The organism is Rhodococcus cercidiphylli, from assembly GCF_033042225.1.
GTDB lineage: Bacteria > Actinomycetota > Actinomycetes > Mycobacteriales > Mycobacteriaceae > Rhodococcoides.
In genome coordinates this window covers 169,262-188,269 of sequence record NZ_JAWLKE010000005.1, presented here as the reverse complement: position 1 = coordinate 188,269, position 19,008 = coordinate 169,262, and the positions used below count along the sequence as shown (strand labels likewise).

Annotated in this window: 17 protein-coding genes and 1 riboswitch; of the genes, 13 read left to right on the top strand and 4 right to left on the bottom strand. The window is 66.4% G+C overall.

Annotated features, from left to right (window positions below):
• Positions 1–35: 35 nt before the first annotated feature.
• Positions 36–1,835: a DEDD exonuclease domain-containing protein gene (locus R3P95_RS14070; protein ID WP_269593881.1), complete on the bottom strand. Its 1,800-nt coding sequence runs from the start codon at positions 1,833–1,835 to the stop codon at positions 36–38.
• 147 nt (positions 1,836–1,982) lie between these two features.
• Here R3P95_RS14070 and R3P95_RS14065 point away from each other — a divergent pair, with 147 nt between their 5' ends.
• From R3P95_RS14065 to R3P95_RS14045, 5 genes are all read left to right on the top strand, one after another.
• On the top strand, positions 1,983–2,264 hold the full coding sequence (locus R3P95_RS14065) for a hypothetical protein (protein ID WP_068052086.1): 282 nt from the start codon (positions 1,983–1,985) through the stop codon (positions 2,262–2,264).
• Between the two features lie 115 nt (positions 2,265–2,379).
• Positions 2,380–2,543, top strand: a riboswitch (cyclic di-AMP (ydaO/yuaA leader).
• Between the two features lie 16 nt (positions 2,544–2,559).
• On the top strand, positions 2,560–3,114 hold the full coding sequence (locus R3P95_RS14060; protein ID WP_068052083.1) for a C40 family peptidase: 555 nt from the start codon (positions 2,560–2,562) through the stop codon (positions 3,112–3,114).
• A gap of 308 nt (positions 3,115–3,422) precedes the next feature.
• On the top strand, positions 3,423–4,484 hold the full coding sequence (locus R3P95_RS14055; protein WP_394855421.1) for a C40 family peptidase: 1,062 nt from the start codon (positions 3,423–3,425) through the stop codon (positions 4,482–4,484).
• A gap of 31 nt (positions 4,485–4,515) precedes the next feature.
• Entirely contained in the window at positions 4,516–5,868 is a 1,353-nt protein-coding gene (locus R3P95_RS14050) for a hypothetical protein (RefSeq protein ID WP_269593882.1), read from the top strand.
• Between the two features lie 23 nt (positions 5,869–5,891).
• Positions 5,892–7,016: a glycosyltransferase family 4 protein gene (locus tag R3P95_RS14045; protein ID WP_269593883.1), complete on the top strand. Its 1,125-nt coding sequence runs from the start codon at positions 5,892–5,894 to the stop codon at positions 7,014–7,016.
• A 10-nt stretch (positions 7,017–7,026) separates the two neighbouring features.
• Here R3P95_RS14045 and R3P95_RS14040 read toward each other — a convergent pair whose 3' ends face one another.
• Positions 7,027–8,832, bottom strand: a complete 1,806-nt coding sequence (locus R3P95_RS14040) for an AMP-dependent synthetase/ligase (RefSeq protein ID WP_269593884.1) — start codon at positions 8,830–8,832, stop codon at positions 7,027–7,029.
• Positions 8,833–8,968: 136 nt separating this feature from the next.
• Here R3P95_RS14040 and R3P95_RS14035 point away from each other — a divergent pair, with 136 nt between their 5' ends.
• The 6 genes from R3P95_RS14035 (at position 8,969) to R3P95_RS14010 (ending at position 13,628) form a co-directional block, all read left to right on the top strand.
• Complete coding sequence (locus R3P95_RS14035; protein ID WP_082898941.1) at positions 8,969–9,361, top strand: polyketide cyclase / dehydrase and lipid transport; 393 nt, start codon at positions 8,969–8,971, stop codon at positions 9,359–9,361.
• 133 nt (positions 9,362–9,494) lie between these two features.
• Positions 9,495–9,929, top strand: a complete 435-nt coding sequence (locus tag R3P95_RS14030) for an SRPBCC family protein (protein WP_269593885.1) — start codon at positions 9,495–9,497, stop codon at positions 9,927–9,929.
• A 29-nt stretch (positions 9,930–9,958) separates the two neighbouring features.
• The gene (locus R3P95_RS14025; protein WP_082898940.1) at positions 9,959–11,185 is read left to right on the top strand and encodes an ArsA family ATPase; all 1,227 of its coding nucleotides are present in this window, start codon (positions 9,959–9,961) and stop codon (positions 11,183–11,185) included.
• 31 nt (positions 11,186–11,216) lie between these two features.
• On the top strand, positions 11,217–11,690 hold the full coding sequence (locus tag R3P95_RS14020; RefSeq protein ID WP_094669861.1) for a hypothetical protein: 474 nt from the start codon (positions 11,217–11,219) through the stop codon (positions 11,688–11,690).
• 55 nt (positions 11,691–11,745) lie between these two features.
• Positions 11,746–12,720 (top strand): ROK family protein, encoded by a 975-nt coding sequence (locus R3P95_RS14015; protein ID WP_037192841.1) that lies wholly within the window; start codon positions 11,746–11,748, stop codon positions 12,718–12,720.
• Between the two features lie 179 nt (positions 12,721–12,899).
• Positions 12,900–13,628, top strand: a complete 729-nt coding sequence (locus tag R3P95_RS14010; protein ID WP_068052034.1) for a lysophospholipid acyltransferase family protein — start codon at positions 12,900–12,902, stop codon at positions 13,626–13,628.
• A gap of 22 nt (positions 13,629–13,650) precedes the next feature.
• On the opposite strand, the gene R3P95_RS14005 is transcribed toward R3P95_RS14010, so the two are convergent.
• Positions 13,651–14,943 carry a glycosyltransferase 87 family protein gene (locus tag R3P95_RS14005; RefSeq protein WP_394855420.1) on the bottom strand — a complete coding sequence of 431 codons (1,293 nt, stop codon included), beginning with the start codon at positions 14,941–14,943 and terminating at the stop codon, positions 13,651–13,653.
• Between the two features lie 81 nt (positions 14,944–15,024).
• Between R3P95_RS14005 and R3P95_RS14000 the strand changes: the two genes are divergently transcribed.
• A complete protein-coding gene (locus R3P95_RS14000; RefSeq protein WP_094688468.1) occupies positions 15,025–15,516 on the top strand; it encodes a polyadenylate-specific 3'-exoribonuclease AS in 492 nt (163 codons plus the stop codon).
• Positions 15,517–15,561: 45 nt separating this feature from the next.
• Complete coding sequence (locus R3P95_RS13995) at positions 15,562–16,947, top strand: class II 3-deoxy-7-phosphoheptulonate synthase (RefSeq protein ID WP_032394396.1); 1,386 nt, start codon at positions 15,562–15,564, stop codon at positions 16,945–16,947.
• On the opposite strand, the gene pknB is transcribed toward R3P95_RS13995, so the two are convergent.
• Positions 16,948–18,930 carry a Stk1 family PASTA domain-containing Ser/Thr kinase gene (gene pknB, locus R3P95_RS13990; RefSeq protein ID WP_269593989.1) on the bottom strand — a complete coding sequence of 661 codons (1,983 nt, stop codon included), beginning with the start codon at positions 18,928–18,930 and terminating at the stop codon, positions 16,948–16,950.
• Between the last annotated feature and the right edge of the window lie 78 nt (positions 18,931–19,008).

Here is a 19,008-nt window from a genome sequence, read left to right as displayed (position 1 = left end):
CGAGCTCGGTGTCCGACGCGAGCTACCCCCAGACCCTAGTTGCTGCCGTACCCCGACAGTCGTCCCGCAGGCTCCACTCCTGACCTGAACAGTCGTTCCGCAGGCTCCACTCCTGAGCTGAACAGTCGTTCCGCAGGCTCCACTCCTGCCCTCGCGGCTTCTCTCGCCGTCCGACACCACGACTCCCACGAACCCGCCGACCGTGCCGGGCTGCAGTACCCACTGCTCGTGCGCACGATCCGGACTCCCTCCGTGCGCAGCCAGGCCGCAATAAGTCCGACTTCCTCCGGGGGCGCGCCGCGCAGCGGGGTCGTATCGGGCACCACCGTTTCGGCCGACGCGGTGATGGCATCGACGACGGGCATCGGATGCACTCCCCGCGGCGCGACGGCAGCGCCGGCCAGCCGGCCGAAGCGCACCACGATCAACTCCCACCCGCCGTCGGCCGTGCGCCTCGCCGCAACCAGTTCGGCAATGGCGGCCACTGCTGCCGATCGGTGCATCCGGCGCAGTGCATCGACGGTGATCGCAATTCTGTCGCGCAGACGGGCAGCCGTCTCGTACAGCTCCTTGTCTGCGAGCTCGGCGACGCGGCGGCGCATGGAGTAGAGAACGGCGTCGTCCTGGCCACACACCAGCGCGAGAAACTGCGTCGGGGCATCGGAGTACTCGTCGGCCGTCAACGGGCCGGACAGTGCCGCTGGGCAGCCTCCGACGTCGGTCGCCGGGCACTGGTCACCGTGTCGAACCGAGCGGGCCAGACGGCGAGTGCACGTACGCAGGCGGCAGAACTCCGCGACGAGCGCCGCGGCCTCTGCGGCGTCACCGCGAACCGAAAACGGTCCGAGACTGTTCGGTGCCGGGGTGCGGACGATCGACAGGCGAGGGAACGCCTCGTCGGTCAGGGTGATCCACCACCCTTTCCTGGGGAACTTCGAGCGGCGGTTGTACGGCGGGATGTGCGCCGAGAGCAGACGTAGCTCGCGGACTCCGGCTTCGAGCGCGTGTGCACACTCGACGTGGTCGACGCGGGTGGCCAGTGCGACCATCTCCTTCATCCGGCCTCGGGTCTCCGAGCCGGTGAAGTAGTTGCGCACGCGTCGTTTGAGGTTGTTGGACGTACCGACGTACAGCACCTCGTCGGACGGGCCGCGGAACAGATAGACGCCGGGTGTGCCGGGAAGATGGGCGGCCAGCCCGCGTTTGGCGCGCTGGCCGGCCGACACCGCAGGTAGGTAGTCGACCAACTCGGCGTAGCTGTGGACTCCCTGATTGCCCACGCGTTCGATGAGGCCGTGCAGAACGTCGACCGTGGCCCTGGCGTCGTCGAGCGCACGGTGGGTAGGCCTGGTGCCGGATCGGAACAGAGTCGACAGTGCGGACAGCTTCACCGACGGAGCTTCGTCGCGCGTCAGAACTCGGCGAGCCAGCTTGACCGTGCACAGCACCTGAAACCGTGGCCACGCGATGTCGAGACGGCTCGCGGCGGCCTTGAGGAATCCGGTGTCGAAGCCGGCGTTGTGCGCCACCAGTACCGAACCTCGTGCGAACTCGAGGAAACCGGGCAGAACCCGTTCGATGCGCGGCGCACCGATGAGCATCGCCGATGTGATGCCGGTCAGTTCCACGATGTACGGCGGAATGGACCTGCCCGGGTCGATCAACGTGGCGAACTCGCCGAGAATCTCGCCGCCTCGAACCTTGACTGCCCCGATTTCGGTGATGGCCTCGGTGTCCGCGCTACCGCCGGTGGTCTCGAGGTCGACGACGACGAACGTCGTCTCGTGCAGCGGGGTGTCGAGTTCGTCGAACGTCAGCTGGATGGGCAGGCTCACCGGGACGACGTTAGGGCCGACCTCCGACAAGAACGCTCATCGCGCCGTCCCACGTCGTCGTGTCACGGAACCTGTCGGTGCCCGTCGCTATCTTTCGCTGAGTCGGCCGATTCGGCCGCCGGAAACCGTAAAGAGACAAGGATCACAATGATCATCGATTGCAGTGACTGCCTGGTCCGTGACATCGCCTGCGCGGACTGCGTCGTGACGGTGCTTCTGGGGGCTCCGGGGATGCCGTCCGGGTCGGACGGACGGCGGGTCGGTCCGCCGTCTCGTATCACTCTCGAGCAGGAGGAACTCGGTGCCATGGGGGTGCTCGCCGATGTCGGTCTCGTGCCCACTCTCAAGCTCGTGGTGAACGACGACGACATCGCCGAGGTTCCTTTGTTATCGACTCGTGACACACCGGGGGATCAGCGCGCCGGCTAGCGAGAATCGAGCCGAATTCGCTCTCCTCGGCGAGTTGGGGTCGACACGGGGGTATGCCATTTCGTAACCTTCCTGAGACCTTGCGGAGTCTCGCCAGTCCAAACCGGAGTGGCGTCGCAAGTCACCGCCTAATCGTTCACTCGCGAGAGTGTTCGTACCGGGAACCCGATATCTACTGGGGTGAATCCCGCTGAGCCACCACATGGTGGCCGGTGGGTAGGGCTGCTCTTCCCAGCCCGAACCCGTCAGCTAACTCGGTCGGCGGACGATAGGAAGAAACGGAGCACCATCTTTCGTGGCGTCACAACTTTCCAACCGAACATTGCGGCGAGTCCTCGTAGCCGGAGCGCTCACGGCAGGCGTGGTCGTTCTTCCCGCTGCACCCGCAATGGCGGCCCCCCTCACCATTCCCGGCGTCGGAACCTTCGAGATTCCTGACATCCCGGGCCTTCCTCCCCTCAACCTTCCGGGTGTGCCCGCGCCGGGTGCGCCGTTGGCACCGCAGGTCACCCCGGCTGCGAAGGCCGTTCAGGCCGCAGAATCCAAGATCGGAGCACCGTACGTGTACGGCGCTTCGGGTCCGGATTCGTTCGACTGCTCGGGCCTCGTCCAGTGGGCGTACAAGCAGGCCGGCGTCAGCTTGCCTCGTACGAGCTACGACCAGGCCGCCGCAGGCACTCCGGTCTCGCGCGACAGCCTCGCCCCCGGCGACGTCGTCTCGTTCTACGACGGCTCGCACTCGGGCATCTACGTCGGCAACGGCAATGTCGTGCACGCATCCACGTCCGGCGTGCCGGTCAAGGTTGCCCCGCTCGACTCGATGCCGTTCGACGGTGCTCGCCGTTACTGACTCGAGCGATCGACGTTCGTTGTGAACCGACCGACAGGGTCGAGCCGTTCATCGGCTCGGCCCTGTCGGCGTATCCGGACACGGACTGCGCGACACGCCGGTTCGGTGGACAGGGAAGGATCCAGTTCGTAATCTGATCGAGACCTGGTCGATGTTTATTTTGTGACCTGTCACCTCGAACCCCCGTCGATTTCGGACCGTGTTCACGTCCGCGCCCGTAAGAGCATGGGTATGGTTCGTTTTCGGACTACTTTTCCAACCGTTGCCTCGGTCGAGGCAACATCTGTGAGGACGGAGAGTCGCTTTCCGTGGCGATATCGAGATCTACCCGAGCGTTGCGTACGGCCCGAAACTCGGTGGTTGCGCTCGCGCTGACCGCATGCATCGCCGTGGTGCCGACGACGACGGCAACCGCGCAGCCGGGATTCGGTTCGGCATCCGACGCGCAGACCGAACTCGCCGAGCTCTCTCGCCAGTCCGAGCAGACCACCGAATCTCTGCACGATGCTCAGATCGATCTCGACGCCAAGACCCAGCAGCAACTCGACGCTCAGGCCCTCGTCGACCAGAGCCGTGCCGCCGTGGACGCAGCGCAGGCGCAGTTGGAGCAGCTCAAACCGGCCATGGACAAGGTCGCCAACGTCAACTACCAGGGCGCGCGGACCAACCGACTGTTCGCCGTCATGGTCAGCGACTCACCACAGCAGTTGCTCGACCAGATGTCGGCGCTGGACGTGATCTCGGCGGAGACCGCCGACCAGGTCGCCCGATTCAAGCAGGCCAGCTCGGATGCAGAGACGGCCGAGCAGGCCGCGACGACGGCCGCCGAACAGGCACGCGTCGCCGCAGAGCAGGCCAAGGCCGTCAGCGACGATCTCCAGGCCAAGCAGAGTGAGCTGCAGGGACAGATAGCCGAGGTCATGGCCGCCTACAGTGCGCTCTCGTCCTCGGAGCAACTGTCTCTGGCCGGTTCGACCCTGCCCGACGGGTTCGACCCGTCCTCGATTCTGCAGAACCTGACGCCGGGATCGGGAGCCAGTGCGCTGCAGGCCGGCCTCACGCAGATCGGCAAGCCGTACGTCTGGGGCGCAACCGGTCCGGATGGCTTCGACTGCTCCGGGTTGGTCGTGTGGGCGTACAAGCAGGTGGGCAAGACGCTGCCGCGATCGAGTCAGGCGCAGGCGGCGGGCGGAACTCCGGTGGATCAGAAGGATCTGCAGCCCGGTGACGTCGTTCTGTTCTATCCGGACATCTCACACGTCGGAATTTATGCCGGAAACGGCAACGTGCTGCATGCCTCCACATTCGGTGTGCCCGTGAAGGTGCAGTCGATGGCATCGTTCCCGTACTACGGGGCGCGTCGATACTGAGGTCGTGTCTCGACGATCGACGAGTGGCGGCATGACCACCTCGAACCGACCATCCGGGTTGCACGTCATCCTCCGATCGTCATGGCGGCGCTGGCTTGTCGTCGTGGTCGTCGTGGTGGTCGCCGTCTCGGTCGTCCTGATTCACCGATTCGACGGCCCGCCCACGGCCGGGACCGCCGAGGTCACCGTCGGCCAGGACCCGCCGACCTACGATCAGCAGCGCCGCGCCGATGTGACCGTCCTCCTCGACCAGTGGGCGCGCGCGGTTCGTTCCGGTGATCTCGACGCACTGCGCGATGTGATGGATCCGCAGGCCGACCCCGGCTTCGTCGAAGCGCAGCTGCGCCGGGCAGCAGTGGTACCCGGCGTCCCCTTCGCGGAGTTCGGCTACGACCTGGGCGACGAGCCCGAGACCCCGGTGCCGCCGTCGATCGCAGCGGCGCTCGATTCCACCGATGTCTGGGCACCCGCGGTGTATCTGCGATACGCGATCACCGGCCCGGACGCATCGCCGACGCGTCGGCCGGTCTCACTCGTCGTCGCCGAGCGGGACGGTCGATGGCGGTTGGTCGACGACGCGGATCTGACCGAGTATCGACGCCAGACCTGGCGTGGGCCGTGGGACTTCGGCCCTCTCACCGTGCGTTCGGTGGCCACTGAAGCCGGGACATCTGTGGTCATGGGTCATCCGGACCGCGATGCGTTCGTGGAGAACCTTACGGCCGAACTTCCGTCGGCAATCGCGGCCGTGGCCGACTTCTGGGGAGACGACTGGGCGCGCGACGGGCTGATTTTCGTCGCATCCTCGGCGGAGGAGTTCGCCGAACTGACGGGGTCCGATCCGTCCACCGACGTGGCTGCGGTGACGGTGTCCGACGCGGTGGCGGCCGACGGCTCCCGTCCGACGGGTCAGCGGGTGGTGTTCGGTCCCGACGCCGCGTCGAGGTTGACGCCGTTCACCGTGCGCTCGGTTCTGCGGCACGAGTTGACACATGTGGCGGCGAGGGCGAGGACGTCCGACGGTACGGAGTTGTGGGTGTCGGAGGGGTTCGCCGACTATTCCGGGTATCGAGGGTCCGGTGCCGAGTTCGCGCAACTCGCACCCACTCTCGCGGCGATCGTGGCGGCGGGTGGGCCGCCGACGGTGCTGCCGAAGAACGAGGACTTCGGTGCCGGTGGTGCCCGGTCGAGTGTGGCCTACGAATCGGCCTGGTCGGTGTTCGCATTCGTGGCCGACCGGTTCGGGGAGTCGACCCTGCGTTCCCTGTACGAAGCGCTCGCGTCCGAGAGCCCCACCGATTCTGCATTCGAGTCTGTGCTGGGACTCGACCGGGCACAGTTCGTGTCCTCGTGGGGTGACTGGGTGGCTCGCCAGGCCCGCTGAGACGGGGCGCTACGGTTGACGCCATGCGTCGTACCCTGCTCGTGACGAACGACTTTCCTCCTCGCCCGGGTGGTATTCAGTCCTACTTGCACAGCTTCGCCTCGCAGCTGCCGGCCGACGAGCTGGTGGTCTACGCCCCCCGCTGGCGCGGCGACTCGCACGAGAAGTTCGATGCCAGGCAGCCTTTCGAGGTGATCCGGCATCCGACGACCCTGATGTTGCCGACTCCGCTCGTCGCGCGTCGTGCGGCTCGAATCCTGAAGTCCCGAGGCTGCGATTCGGTGTGGTTCGGTGCGTCGGCTCCGTTGGCAGTGATGTCGTCGTACCTGCGCAAGGCCGGGGCCGATCGCATCGTGGCGAGCACACACGGTCACGAGGTCGGATGGTCGATGGTGCCGGGCGGGCGGGCGACCCTGCGCACGATCGGCGAGAACACCGATGTGGTGACCTACGTCAGCAAGTACACCCGGGGGCGATTCAGTTCGGCGTTCGGGCGGACCGCCGCCCTCGAACATCTGCCGCCCGGTGTCGATACCGATCGCTTCGTGCCCGACGACGCAGCGCGAGCGGAACTTCGTGCCCGCTACGGCCTCGGTGATCGCCCCACCGTTCTGTGCCTGTCCCGGCTGGTTCCGCGCAAGGGTCAGGATGTCCTGATCCGGGCGCTCCCGGGGATCCGCCGGGCCGTCGACGGAGCGATTCTGGTGATCGTCGGCGGCGGGCCGTACGAGAAGACTCTGCGCGAGCTCGTCCGATCCACCGGCATGGAGCAACACGTGGTGTTCACCGGTACCGTGCCGTCGGCGGAGCTCGGCGCCCACCACACGATCGCCGACGTGTTCGCGATGCCGAGCCGAACCCGAGGTGCCGGTCTCGATGTCGAAGGTCTCGGCATCGTCTACCTCGAGGCGTCTTCCTGTGGTGTACCCGTAGTCGCCGGCATGTCCGGGGGTGCGCCGGAAGCGGTGCAGCACAACAAGACCGGCCTCGTCGTCGACGGCACGTCCGTCTCGGACACCACCGACGCGATCGTGCGAATCCTGTCCGATCGCACGCTGGCGACGCAGATGGGCAACGCCGGCCGCGCCTGGGTGGACGCGGAATGGCGCTGGGACGTGCTGACCGAGAAGCTGCGTTCGTTGATCTAGGCAGTACGGCTCAACGGGAGTAGATCGACTCGATCTCGTCGGCGTACGACTTGGTGATGACGTTGCGCTTGAGCTTCATCGTGGGAGTGAGCTCGCCGTTCTCCTCCGAGAAGTCGTGGGGGAGAAGTCGATACTTCTTGATGGACTCCGCATGCGAGACGGACTTGTTCGCGTCGGCGACGGCGGCGTCGATCTCCGCGACGAGTTCGGGGTCCGTCTGCAGATCCGCCGCGGTGGCGTCGGCGGCCTTGCCGTGTGCGGACTTCCAGCGATCGAACGCGTCCGGATCGAGGGTGATGAGCGCGCCGATGAAGGGCTTCTGATCGCCCACGACGACGGCCTGGCTGATCAGTGCACCCGCCCGCAGGTGGTCTTCCAACCCGGCGGGTGAGACGTTCTTGCCGCCTGCGGTGACGATCAGTTCTTTCTTGCGTCCCGAGATCGTGATGTAGCCGTCGTCGTCCACGGAACCGAGATCACCGGTGCGGAACCAGCCTTCGTCCAGCGACTCGGCGGTGGCGGTCTCGTTGCGCCAGTAGCCGTCGAACACCACCGGTCCGCGGAGTTGGATCTCTCCGTCCTCGGCGATGCGCACGGTGTTGCCGGGCAGTGGACGCCCGACGCTGCCCACGCGTTGGAATCCGATGGTGTTGACCGCGAACGCTGCCGTGGTTTCGGTCAGTCCGTAGCCCTCGTAGATCGTCACACCGATGCCCCGGTAGAAGTGGCCGAGCCGGGAACCGAGGGGCGCTCCGCCGGAGATCGCGAGTTCGCACTTGCCGCCGAGCGCTGCTCGCAGTTTGCCGTACACCAACTTGTCGAACACGGTGTGCTTGGCGCGCAACACGATTCCCGGACCTCCGGTATCCTGCGCTTCACTCCATGCCACTGCGCATTCGGTGGCGAGGTCGAAGATCTTTCCCTTGCCGTCGGCGTGCGCCTTCTGCTTGGCGGTGTTGAAGACCTTCTCGAACACTCGCGGAACCGACAGGATGAAGTCCGGTTGGAACGTGCCGAACGTCGCGACGAGATTGGGGATGTCGCTGGTGTGGCCGATGGTGACCCCGGCGTCGAACGACGCGATGGACACTGCGCGTGCCAGGACGTGTGCGAGCGGAAGGAACATCAGCGTGCTGCGGCCCTGTGTCATCAGCGATTTCAGCGACGTCTCACGAATCCCGAGTGACTCGGCGAGCAGATTGGCGTGGGTCAGCTGGACGCCCTTGGGCCGACCGGTGGTTCCCGAGGTGTAGATCAGGGTTGCCGGGTCGGACGAGACGAGTTTCGAAACCCGTAGGTGCACCTCGTCTTCGGCGACTTCGGCACCACCGTCGAGCAGTGCCTGCACTGCGTCGGTGCCCGCCGAGTTCGCGATGACGAACGTCTGTCGGACCGACGGGGCTGCTGCCACAACGGACTTCGTCTCCTGCACATGCGCGTCGTTCTCGAGAATCAGCAGGACCGGCTCGGCGTCTTCGAGGATCCATTCGACCTGACCGGCCGAGGACGTCTCGTAGATCGGCACCGTCACACCGCCCGCGGCCCAGATCGCGTAGTCCACTACCGACCACTCGAATCGCGTCGACGACATCAGTGCGACCCGATCGCCCTGCTCGATGCCTGCGGCGATCAGACCCCGTGCCACCCCCACCACCAGGCGCTCGAACTCGGCGGCGGTGACGTCGATCCATTGTCCGTCCACTGTGCGTCGGAACACCACCGCGTCGGGCGAGGTGCGGGCGCGAGCGAAGACGGTATCGACAGCCGAGTCGGTGTCCGCGATGGCGTATTTGGCGGCGACGGTGAACTCGCGCACGGGATTACCTCCGGATAGAACTTGGGGAGAACGAAAGTCGATAGCTCGGCTTCACAGATACTCTAGACCCGGGCTCCCGGCGTCGAAATACGCCTCGACGCGCACGGCCCCCGACCCGATGTGTGAAGCTCTGTCGATGAGCAGTATTCAAGTTGCGGATCAGACATTCGTGGCCGCCCCCGGCGTGCGGGTGGCGCAGGCGTTCGCGTCGCCTGCGCGGTGGCGTCGATGGTGGCCGGATCTGAACCTGACGATCACCGAGGACCGGGGTGAGAAGGGGATCCGCTGGGCAGTGCGCGGCGGTGTGGTCGGAACGATGGAGCTGTGGCTCGAGCCTGCGCTGGACGGGGTGATCGTCCATTACTTCCTGCACGCCGAACCCGCCGCGGACGCCGACGTGGCAGCGCACCAGCATGCCCGGCGGGTGGCCGGACGTGCGATGACGTTCGAGCTCAAGCGAGAGCTCGAGGCCGGTCGGTCTGCAGGTGAAGCACCCCACCACGTAGCGTCGACTTCAGCTCGCGAATGAACCGCGCGGTACGGTCGGCCGGTTCGCATTGTGCGTCCGCGGATCGATCGTGTGAGATAGGCCTGCGCGAGTTCTGCGGCACCGAAGCGAACCGAGCTGATCGAAGTACCCGAGAGGAAGCGGACCAGTAGTCATGGCGGAGAAAACCCAGAGGTCGATCGTCGTCGAAGCTCCATCGAGCCGGGTCATGGACGTCATCGCCGATTTCGACGCGTACCCCACGTGGGTGTCGGCCGCGAAATCCGTCGAGGTCCTCGAGGTCGGTGCGGACGGCCGCGGCAAGCGGGTCAAGTTCGTGCTCGACGCCGGGATGGTGAAAGACACCTACGAGCTCGAATACGACTGGGCAGCCGACGGCAATTCGGTCTCCTGGAACCTCGTATCGGGCGAAATGCAGAAATCGCAGAACGGCTCGTACACGTTGAAGGAGACCCGCAGCGGCACCGACGTGACGTACGAGCTCACCGTGGATCTGAACATTCCGATGATCGGTCTGTTCAAGCGCAAGGCAGAAAAGGTCATCACCGACACTGCACTCAAGGAATTGAAGAAGCGGGTCGAAGGCTGAGCGAAGCTCGCACCGAAGCCCGCACCACGGTGTTGCTGTTCCTCGGCAAAGGTGGTGCGGGTAAGACGACGCTGGCGGCTGCGTCGGGGCTACGACTCGCCCAGGCCGGCGAACGGGTTCTGATCGCGTCCGTCGACCAGGCTCACTCGCTCGCCGATGCATTCAAGGGGGACGCCGAGGTCGAGGATGCGTCCGGTGTTCGTTCGATCGCACCCGGCCTCGACATCCTCGAGATCGATACGTTGAGGCTGCTCGAAGCCCGGTACCGGGGATTGGGCTCACTGTTGGCCGTGGCGTCCGCGGGACACGAGCACGGGGTGAGCTTCGGGGCGATCGAACCGGAGGAGCTGCTCGGTCTCCCGGGAATAGAAGAGCTGCTCGGCATGCACGAGATCAGCCGTCTTGCCGACGAGAATCGCTGGGACACAGTGATAGTCGACCTTCCCGCATCGGCGGATGCCTTACGTACCCTGCAGTTGCCCGACACCGTCGCCGCATACGTCGAGCGGATCTGGCCTCTGCACGCTCGGATGGTCGCCGGCACCGGTTCCGATGTGCGGCTCACTCTCGTGGTGGCGATGATCGAGCGAATCCTTGCGCAGATCGACTCCGTCCGGTCCCTGATCACCGACGCCGACCGTACCGGGGCGACCGTGGTCGTCACCGCCGAACAGCTCTCGATCGTCGACGCGGAACGAACTCTGTCGGCAGCTGCTCTGCTCGGAATCAGAATCGATCGTGTGCTGGTCAACAGAATCCTGCCGAAGCTCAACGCATCGTCGGTCGGTCTGGTGGGCGCTCATCCGGCCGTGTTCTGGTTCGAGAGGTGGCGGGCGGCGCAGCTCGACGCGGTCGCCGAGCTGCGCCGACGCATCGGTACCGTGCCGATCGTGGAGGTGGAGCAGGCTCCCGGTGAACCGGTAGGGTTGGGGCCCTTGCAAGATGTTGCCGATCGCCTCGAACCGGACTCCCTCGAACGGCGCGCGCCGGGCTGGGGTGAGCAGCCTTCGGTCGTGCTCGAGTCGGGTGGCGGACTCGAATCCGTGTACGCGATGAGAATGCTGCTGCCGGTGGTGGATTCGACGACCTTGGGCCTGGGGCGAGTGGAGGACGACTTGATAGTGAGTGCCGACGGGAGGCGACGGCGCATCAGATTGGCGTCGGTGCTGCGTCGGTGCGTGGCCGACTCCGCCGAACTCGACGGACCGTGCCTGGTGGTGCGTTTTCGTCCGAACCCCGACGTGTGGCCGCTGTGACTCCGCCAACCCCGACGGCCGGGGTGTCGCGATGACCTCGGACCACTCCGAGCTTGGGGCGGACCTGCTGGCCCTGGCCGAGACCGTGCTGACGCGACTCGAGCCGATCCTGCGTCGCGTCGCCGAGACGCAGCAGGATCGTGACCGCCAGGGATGCAGTTGGTGTCCGGTTTGCGCTCTCGCGGCACTGGTGCGCGGGGAGCGCCACGATCTCGTCGAGCTCGTGGCCTCCGAGAGCGCCGTGGTGATCGCGCTGTTGCGTCAGTTGCTGGCCGATCACACGACCTCCGGGGCGACGCACTCCGCAGCGCAGGCTCCGCCGACCTCGCCGCCACCGGGGACTGCGCCCGAGCCCGGGTCCGGTAGTGCCGGTGTCCCCTCGGACCCCGCGGAGGTCGCGGACGTGTCGATCGACACGAAACTTCAGGGCGATCGTCCCGCTTCGTTCGTTCCGATTACCGTTCGAGTGAAGAATTCGCGTTCGGACGAGCAGGAGCGTCCGTGATCGGAGCGACTCGGGTGCAGCCCGCGCGGGGGACGGGCGAGGAAGGCATGAACGAATGAAGCGCCACCACCAGCGACTGACGGTAGGAATCGACGTGGGCGGGACGAGCCTGCGCGCGTCCGTCGTCGACGAGGACGGGCAAGTCCTCGATTCGACGGCCGCTCCCACTCCGCACACTGCGCGTGCGCTCGAACGCGGTCTCGATCGGGCCGTGCAGGAGCTGGCCGGGCGACACGACATCGCGGCCGTCGGGCTCGCCGTCGCCGGGTTCATCGACTCCGATCGCACGACGGTTCTCTTCGCCCCACATCTGCCGTGGGTGAACACCCCTGTGGCGACCGAGATGAGCATGCGCATCGGTCTGCCGGTGTTGCTCGAGCACGACGCCAATTCTGCGGCGTGGGCCGAGTATCGCTTCGGTGCGGCGTCCGGGGGGCGCAACGTGGTGATGGTGGCCATCGGCACCGGAATCGGCGCGGCCCTGTTGATCGACGGCAGGATCTATCGGGGTAGCCACGGTGTGGCACCGGAACTCGGTCACATCCAGGTCGTGCCGGACGGCCGTGCGTGCCCCTGCGGCAAGCGCGGTTGTTGGGAGCGGTACTGCAGCGGCACCGCTCTGGTGGACACCGCAGTCGAGTTGCTGGCGGCGGACCCGGCGTCCTCGACGACGCTGGCACGTGAGGTGTTCCTCGACCCGGGTTCGTTGACCGGCCGCCGAATCGCCAGTGCCGCGCACGAGGGTGACTCGATCGCCCGCCGCACGATGGAGGACTTCGCGCAGTGGCTCGGCGTCGGGCTCTCGATGGTCAGCGACGTGTACGACCCCGATCTGATCGTGCTGGCCGGTGGAGTGGCGACGTCGTCGAGTCAGTTCCTCGCTCGCGCGACCGACAAGTACGCGGAGCTGGTGACCGGTGCGGGGCATCGCCCCCTGGCGCGTATTCGCAGTACTCAACTCGGTGAGGCAGCAGGCATGATCGGGGCCGCGGAGTTGGCCCGGGCGCAGTTCGTCACCGGCGTTCGCTGACGGTTCTTCGACTGCTTTCTGTGACCTCGGTCCTGGTGTCGGCGATGATGTGGCTGGTGTCATAAACCGTGGGTACAGTTCACTACGCGGCACGGTTCGAGGACGCACGGCCGCAGTCGATTCGCTTCAGGGCGAGGCGGCACCAAACGATTTCCCGACCATCATCAGGGAGCATGTCAATGTGGTACTGGCTGGTTAAGTACATTTTCGTCGGCCCCCTTCTCATCGCCCTGGGTCGGCCCACGATCGAGGGTGCGGAGAACATCCCGACGGAGGGGCCGGTCATTCTGGCCAGCAACCACAAGGCCGTTCTCGATTCTTTCTACCTTCCGCTCAAGACGCCTCGACGCATCACCTTCCTCGCCAAGAGCGAGTACTTCACCGGACCGGGACTCAAGGGCAAGTTCCAGAAATGGTTCTTCACCGCCGTCGGGCAGGTGCCGATCGATCGCACCGGAGCCGACGCGGCACAGGACGCACTCAACGCAGGCGTGCGTGTGATCGAAGCAGGCAAGGTTCTCGGTATCTACCCCGAGGGCACTCGGTCACCCGACGCGCGGTTGTACAAGGGCAAGACCGGGATGGCGCGTCTGGCACTGCAGACCGGAGTTCAGGTGATTCCGGTCGCGATGATCGGTACCGAGAAGATGAACCCGATCGGTTCGCGCGTGTGGCGTCCGGCGAAGGTCACCATCCGGATCGGCAAGCCCATCGACTTCTCGCGCTTCGAGGGCATGGCAGGCAACCGTTTCGTCGAGCGTGCGGTGACCGACGAAGTGATGTACGACCTGATGTTGCTCTCCGGTCAGGAGTACGTGGACGTGTACGCCGCATCGCTGAAGAAGGCTGCACCCGAGGCGGAGTCGGGTCCGACCGCGCAGCGCATCCCGGATTCCAAGGCGAGCTGAATCTGCTCGGCCCGCTCCGTGATCAGACTGCGGAGCGGGTGTCGACTGTCGTATCGGCCCGGTCGGTCCAGCCGACCGCGGCCACCGCGATGATCGACGCGAGCGCCCACCACACGTATCCCGAGGCCGCGAACTGATCCACGAGCGGCCAACCGAGACCGCTCCAACGGCCCTCGCCGAGCTTCCAGTGCGGCGGGTAGACCATCAACGCCAGCCCGACGGCCACCAGAGTTGCCAACAGCGCACTGCGGCGTCGGTAGCCGAGGACGGCGAGCACCACGGTGAACGGGATGGCCCACACCCAGTGGTGTGACCAGGAGACCGGCGACACCAGCAGACCGAACATGGCGTTGATCGTCAGGGCGAGAGCAGTCTCGCCCGCGGAGAACGCCTTTCGCATCGCTATCGCCGCGATGGCAAGGACCACCACCGACAACGCGAGCCACAGGATCGACCGAGGCAGTTCGTCCAGCCCGAGCCGCGCGAGCACTCCGGTGATCGACTGGTTGGGCGGGTAGGCCGGACCGCCGATTCGGTCGGAATCGACGATCGTCTCGGTCCAGTACTTCACCGAGTCCGACCACGTCAGCGCGAAACCGACCGCGGTGAACACCGCAAAGCTCAGGACCGAAACCACAGCGGCTCGAAAGTCCTTGCGCAACAAGAAGAACAATACGAACACCGCGGGGGTGAGCTTGACGGCAGCCACGAGTCCGATCAGCACACCTCGGGGCCACGGCGTCTTCTTCGGCAGGCAGTCCAGTGCAACGAACGCCATCAGCACGATGTTGATCTGCCCGTAGTTCAGCGTCGAGGTGACCGGCTCGAGAAGCAGCACGGCCACGGCGAAGACTGCTCCGGCAGTCCACCACACGAGCGTGCGAGGACGCAGTCCGAGCGAGGTGAGGGTCGCCACCACGGTCACCAGCAGTAAGAGCATGGACAGCACGGTGACCGCGATCGAGGCGGCGTACAGCGACACCGACGACAGCGGGCTGAAGATCGCCGCGGCGATCGGGGGATAGGTGAACGGCAGCGTCGTACCGGTCGCGATCGGCGGCAGTTGACCGTAGAGATCCCCGCCCTCGGCGAACACCTGACCGCCGAGTCGATACACGTCCAGATCGAGTCGGTAGTGCTCGCCGAGCTCACGCAACCCCGGAAAGCCGTTGAGATGGAACAGCACGCCGACGAGAGCACCGATCAGGACGAGAACCCTGCTCGACGCCACCGCCCAACTCGGCCACCGGCGTCGCGTCGGCGCCGCCGGCTCCGATGCTTCGGCGACCGGACGGTTGGTGTCGGGCGGAGTCACTGGCGTTGCCTTTCAGGGCTGTTCGGATCGGGGCTACCGGCACGTGGGGGGACGTGTCGGGGACGCGCTAGGGTGAGCCGCGTGCGCTACTTCTACGACACAGAGTTCATCGAGGATGGTCGCACAATCGAGTTGGTCTCGATCGGTGTGGTGTCGGAGGACGGCCGCGAGTTCTATGCGGTGTCCTCCGAGTTCGACCCCGAGCGCGCCGGCCGCTGGGTTCGACGCAACGTGCTTCCCAAGCTGCCACCGTACTCGTCGCCGCTGTGGATGAGCAGGTCGCGAATCCGGGACGAACTGCTCGAATTTCTCGTTCCGCACTACGGTGCCGAGGTCGAACTGTGGGCGTGGGTGGCGGCGTACGACCACGTCGCGCTCTGCCAGCTGTGGGGCTCGATGACCGAGTTGCCGCGTTCGCTGCCGCGGTTCACCCGCGAGCTGCGCCAGCACTGGGAGGATCGCGGCAGTCCCGAGCTGCCGTCGGTGCCCGACGACGCTCACGATGCCTTGGCCGACGCGCGGCACAATCTGGCGAAGTTCCAGACGATCGAGGAGTACTCGCACCGCGGGTGAACACCCGTTGTCCTGCGGCTTCGGCGGTGCGAATATCCTGTAGCCGTGAACTGGACTGTCGACGTACCCATCGATCGCTTGCCCGACCTGCCGCCGTTGTCGCCGACGCTGCGCTCTCGATTGGACGATGCGTTGGCCAAGCCGGCTGCGCAGCAACCGCAGTGGGATCCCGAGCATGCTGCCGACATGCGCAAGGTGCTCGAGAGCGTGCCACCGATCACCGTCGCCGGTGAGGTGGAGGCGTTGTCGGACAAGCTCGCGGCCGTCGCCCGAGGCGAGGCCTTCCTGCTGCAGGGTGGCGATTGCGCCGAGACGTTCGTCGACAACACCGAGCCGCACATCAAGGGCAACATCCGCACGCTGCTGCAGATGGCTGTGGTGCTCACCTACGGCGCGAGCATGCCGGTGGTCAAGGTCGCCCGTATCGCCGGTCAGTACGCCAAGCCGCGGTCGTCGAACATCGACGCGCTCGGTCTGCAGTCCTACCGCGGCGACATGATCAACTCGCTCGTCGCCGACGAGAGCGTCCGCGGCCACGATCCGTCACGACTGGTGCGCGCGTACGCCAATGCCAGCGCGGCGATGAACCTGGTCCGCGCACTCACCGGTGCAGGGATGGCGGATCTGCACAAGGTGCACGACTGGAACCGCGAGTTCGTCGCCCAGTCGCCCGCCGGTGCGCGCTACGAGGCGCTCGCGGGGGAGATCGATCGCGGCCTGCGCTTCATGGATGCCTGCGGCGTCTCCGACCCGAACCTGCACACCGCGCAGATCTTCGCCAGCCACGAAGCGCTCGTTCTCGACTACGAGCGTGCGATGCTGCGCCTGGACAACACCGACGATCACCCCAAGCTGTACGACCTGTCCGCGCACTTCCTGTGGATCGGCGACCGCACCCGCCAGCTCGACGGGGCGCACATCGCGCTGGCCGAGCTGATCTCCAACCCGATCGGTCTCAAGATCGGGCCCACGACCACGCCCGAGATGGCCGTCGAGTACGTCGAGCGCCTCGACCCGACCAACAAGCCGGGACGTCTGACGCTGATCTCACGCATGGGCAACGGCAAGGTTCGCGACATCCTGCCCGCCATCATCGAGAAGGTTCAGGCCACCGGCCACCAGGTCATCTGGCAGTGCGATCCGATGCACGGCAACACTCACGAGGCCTCGACCGGCTACAAGACGCGCCACTTCGACCGCATCGTCGACGAGGTCCAGGGATTCTTCGAGGTGCACAACGGCCTCGGAACGCATCCGGGCGGAATTCACGTCGAACTGACCGGCGACAACGTCACCGAGTGCCTCGGCGGTGCCCAGGACATCTCGGACCTGGACCTCGCCGGCCGGTACGAGACCGCCTGCGACCCGCGTCTGAACACGCAGCAGAGCATCGAACTGGCATTCCTGGTCGCCGAGATGCTCCGCGACTGATCAGGGTAGCGAGACGACCATGACCTCGGAGCCCGGTTCCACCCGAGAACCGGCTCCGGGGCTCTGGGTGATGATCAGCGACCCGTCGGTGTCCACCACCTGACGCACGTCGATCGTCAGGCCCAACGTCTCGACAGCGGTCCGGGCCGAGCCGACCGAGCGACCCAGCAGCGACGGCACGGTGACGGCGTTGGACACCTCGAGCGCAGCGGTGGTCCCGGATCGCACCGTCTGCCCGGCCTCCGGCGTCGTCCCTATCGCCCTGCCGCCGTCGGTGTCCTCGTCGAAGGTCTCCCGAACCTCGCCGACGGTGATGCCCACCGATTCCAGCGTTGTCCTGGCCTGGTCGACGCTCTGCCCGCGTACGTCGGGTACCTCGACCGGCGGTGCCCCCTTGCTGCGCAGCACCGTGACCGAGCTTCCCGTGGTCAGTACGGTGCCGGGCGGCGGGTCCAGGGCTGCGACGCCGCCGATCGGAGCGGACGTGCTGAAGGCCTCGCCGCCGTCGACGGGCGTGAACGTTCGGTCTCGCAGTTGCTGCTCCATGTCGTCGACGGATGCGCTCGTGTCGATCGAGGGAACGGTGGGGCGTCCCAGTGACACCAACAGAGACACCGTGTCGCCCTTGGCGATTCGCGATCCGCCGGTGGGGTCGGTGCCGATGAGAAGGTCGGTGTCCACCGAGTCGGAGTAGGTTCCGCGCACCGCGGCTTCGAGACCGGCGGCTTCCACGGCACTGGTGGCACCGGTGGTGTCGAGCCCGTCCACCATCGGGACTGCGGTGTAGCGACCCGAGCCCATCCACCATCCGCCGAAGCCGACCAACACCGCGAGCAGGGCGACGACGAGGAGCCAGATGACGATCGCTCGGCGCGAGCGCTGGCGGTCGGCGTCGAAATCGGGGAACTCGTAGTGCCGCCTGCCGGTCGGGGGTGGTCCGGCGGGCGGCACCTCGGCGATGTCCTGGCCGTCGTCGATGCCCCGCGCTGTGGGCGAGGTGACCACCCTGGTGTGCTGCACCCCGTGTTGCGGAGATGGCGGCGGCGAAGTGTCCACGACCTGGGTGCGAGCGGACGGCGGACGGTTGCCCGCGACCGTCGTCGGTGCTCCGGCTGCGGCCGAGCTCAGGTGCTCGGCCGAGCGCTTGGGTGCCGGCACTCGGTACTCGGGCAGCGCCAGCGCCGACGCGGCCGCGCGCAGGGCCCGGGCCATGTCGTCGGCATTGCGGTACCGGTGTTCCGGGGCGCGGACGGTGGCACGCTGGACCACCTCGTCGAACTGCGGGGGGACGCCTGCGATGAGGGTGGAGGGGAGCGGTACGTCGTTGTCGATGCGCTGGTAGGCGATGGACAGCGAGGTGTCGCCGGTGAACGGCGTGCGTCCGGTCAGCAGCTCGAACAACACGACACCGACGCCGTAGACATCGCTGCTCGCGGACGCGGAACCGGTGGTGACCTGCTCGGGAGACAGGTACGCGGCGGTGCCCAGAATCACACTGCTCGACGTCACGGTGGAGGCCGCTATGGCTCGGACGAGTCCGAAGTCCGCGATCTTCACGTCACCGTCGTCGCTGATCAGGATGTTCTCGGGCTTGATGTCGCGGTGCACCAGACCGGCTCGGTGGGCGACGGCGAGTGCGTCGAGGACCGGCCGGATGACGGCCGCTGCAGCATGCGGAGGCATCGGTCCACGCTCGCGCAGCAGCTCACGCAGAGTTCCTCCCTCGACGAGTTCCATGACGAGGAAGGCGTGTTCGCCGTCTCGACCGTGGTCGTAGACGGCGACGAGGCCCGGGTGACTGAGCTTGGCCACTGCCCGTGCCTCGAACTCGAAGCGCTGGACGAACTGTGGGTCCTCGGCGAACTTCGGGTCCATGATCTTCACCGCCACGGGGCGGTCGAGCCTGGTGTCGAGTCCGCGGTAGACCGTCGACATACCGCCGCGCGCGATCGGTGCGTCTATTCGGTATCGACGATCGAGCATCGAACCCGGTATCACCGAACCTCCCCTCGTCGTCCACTGGTCTTCCGGCGTTCGACGCCGGATGCTGAAGTCGATCGT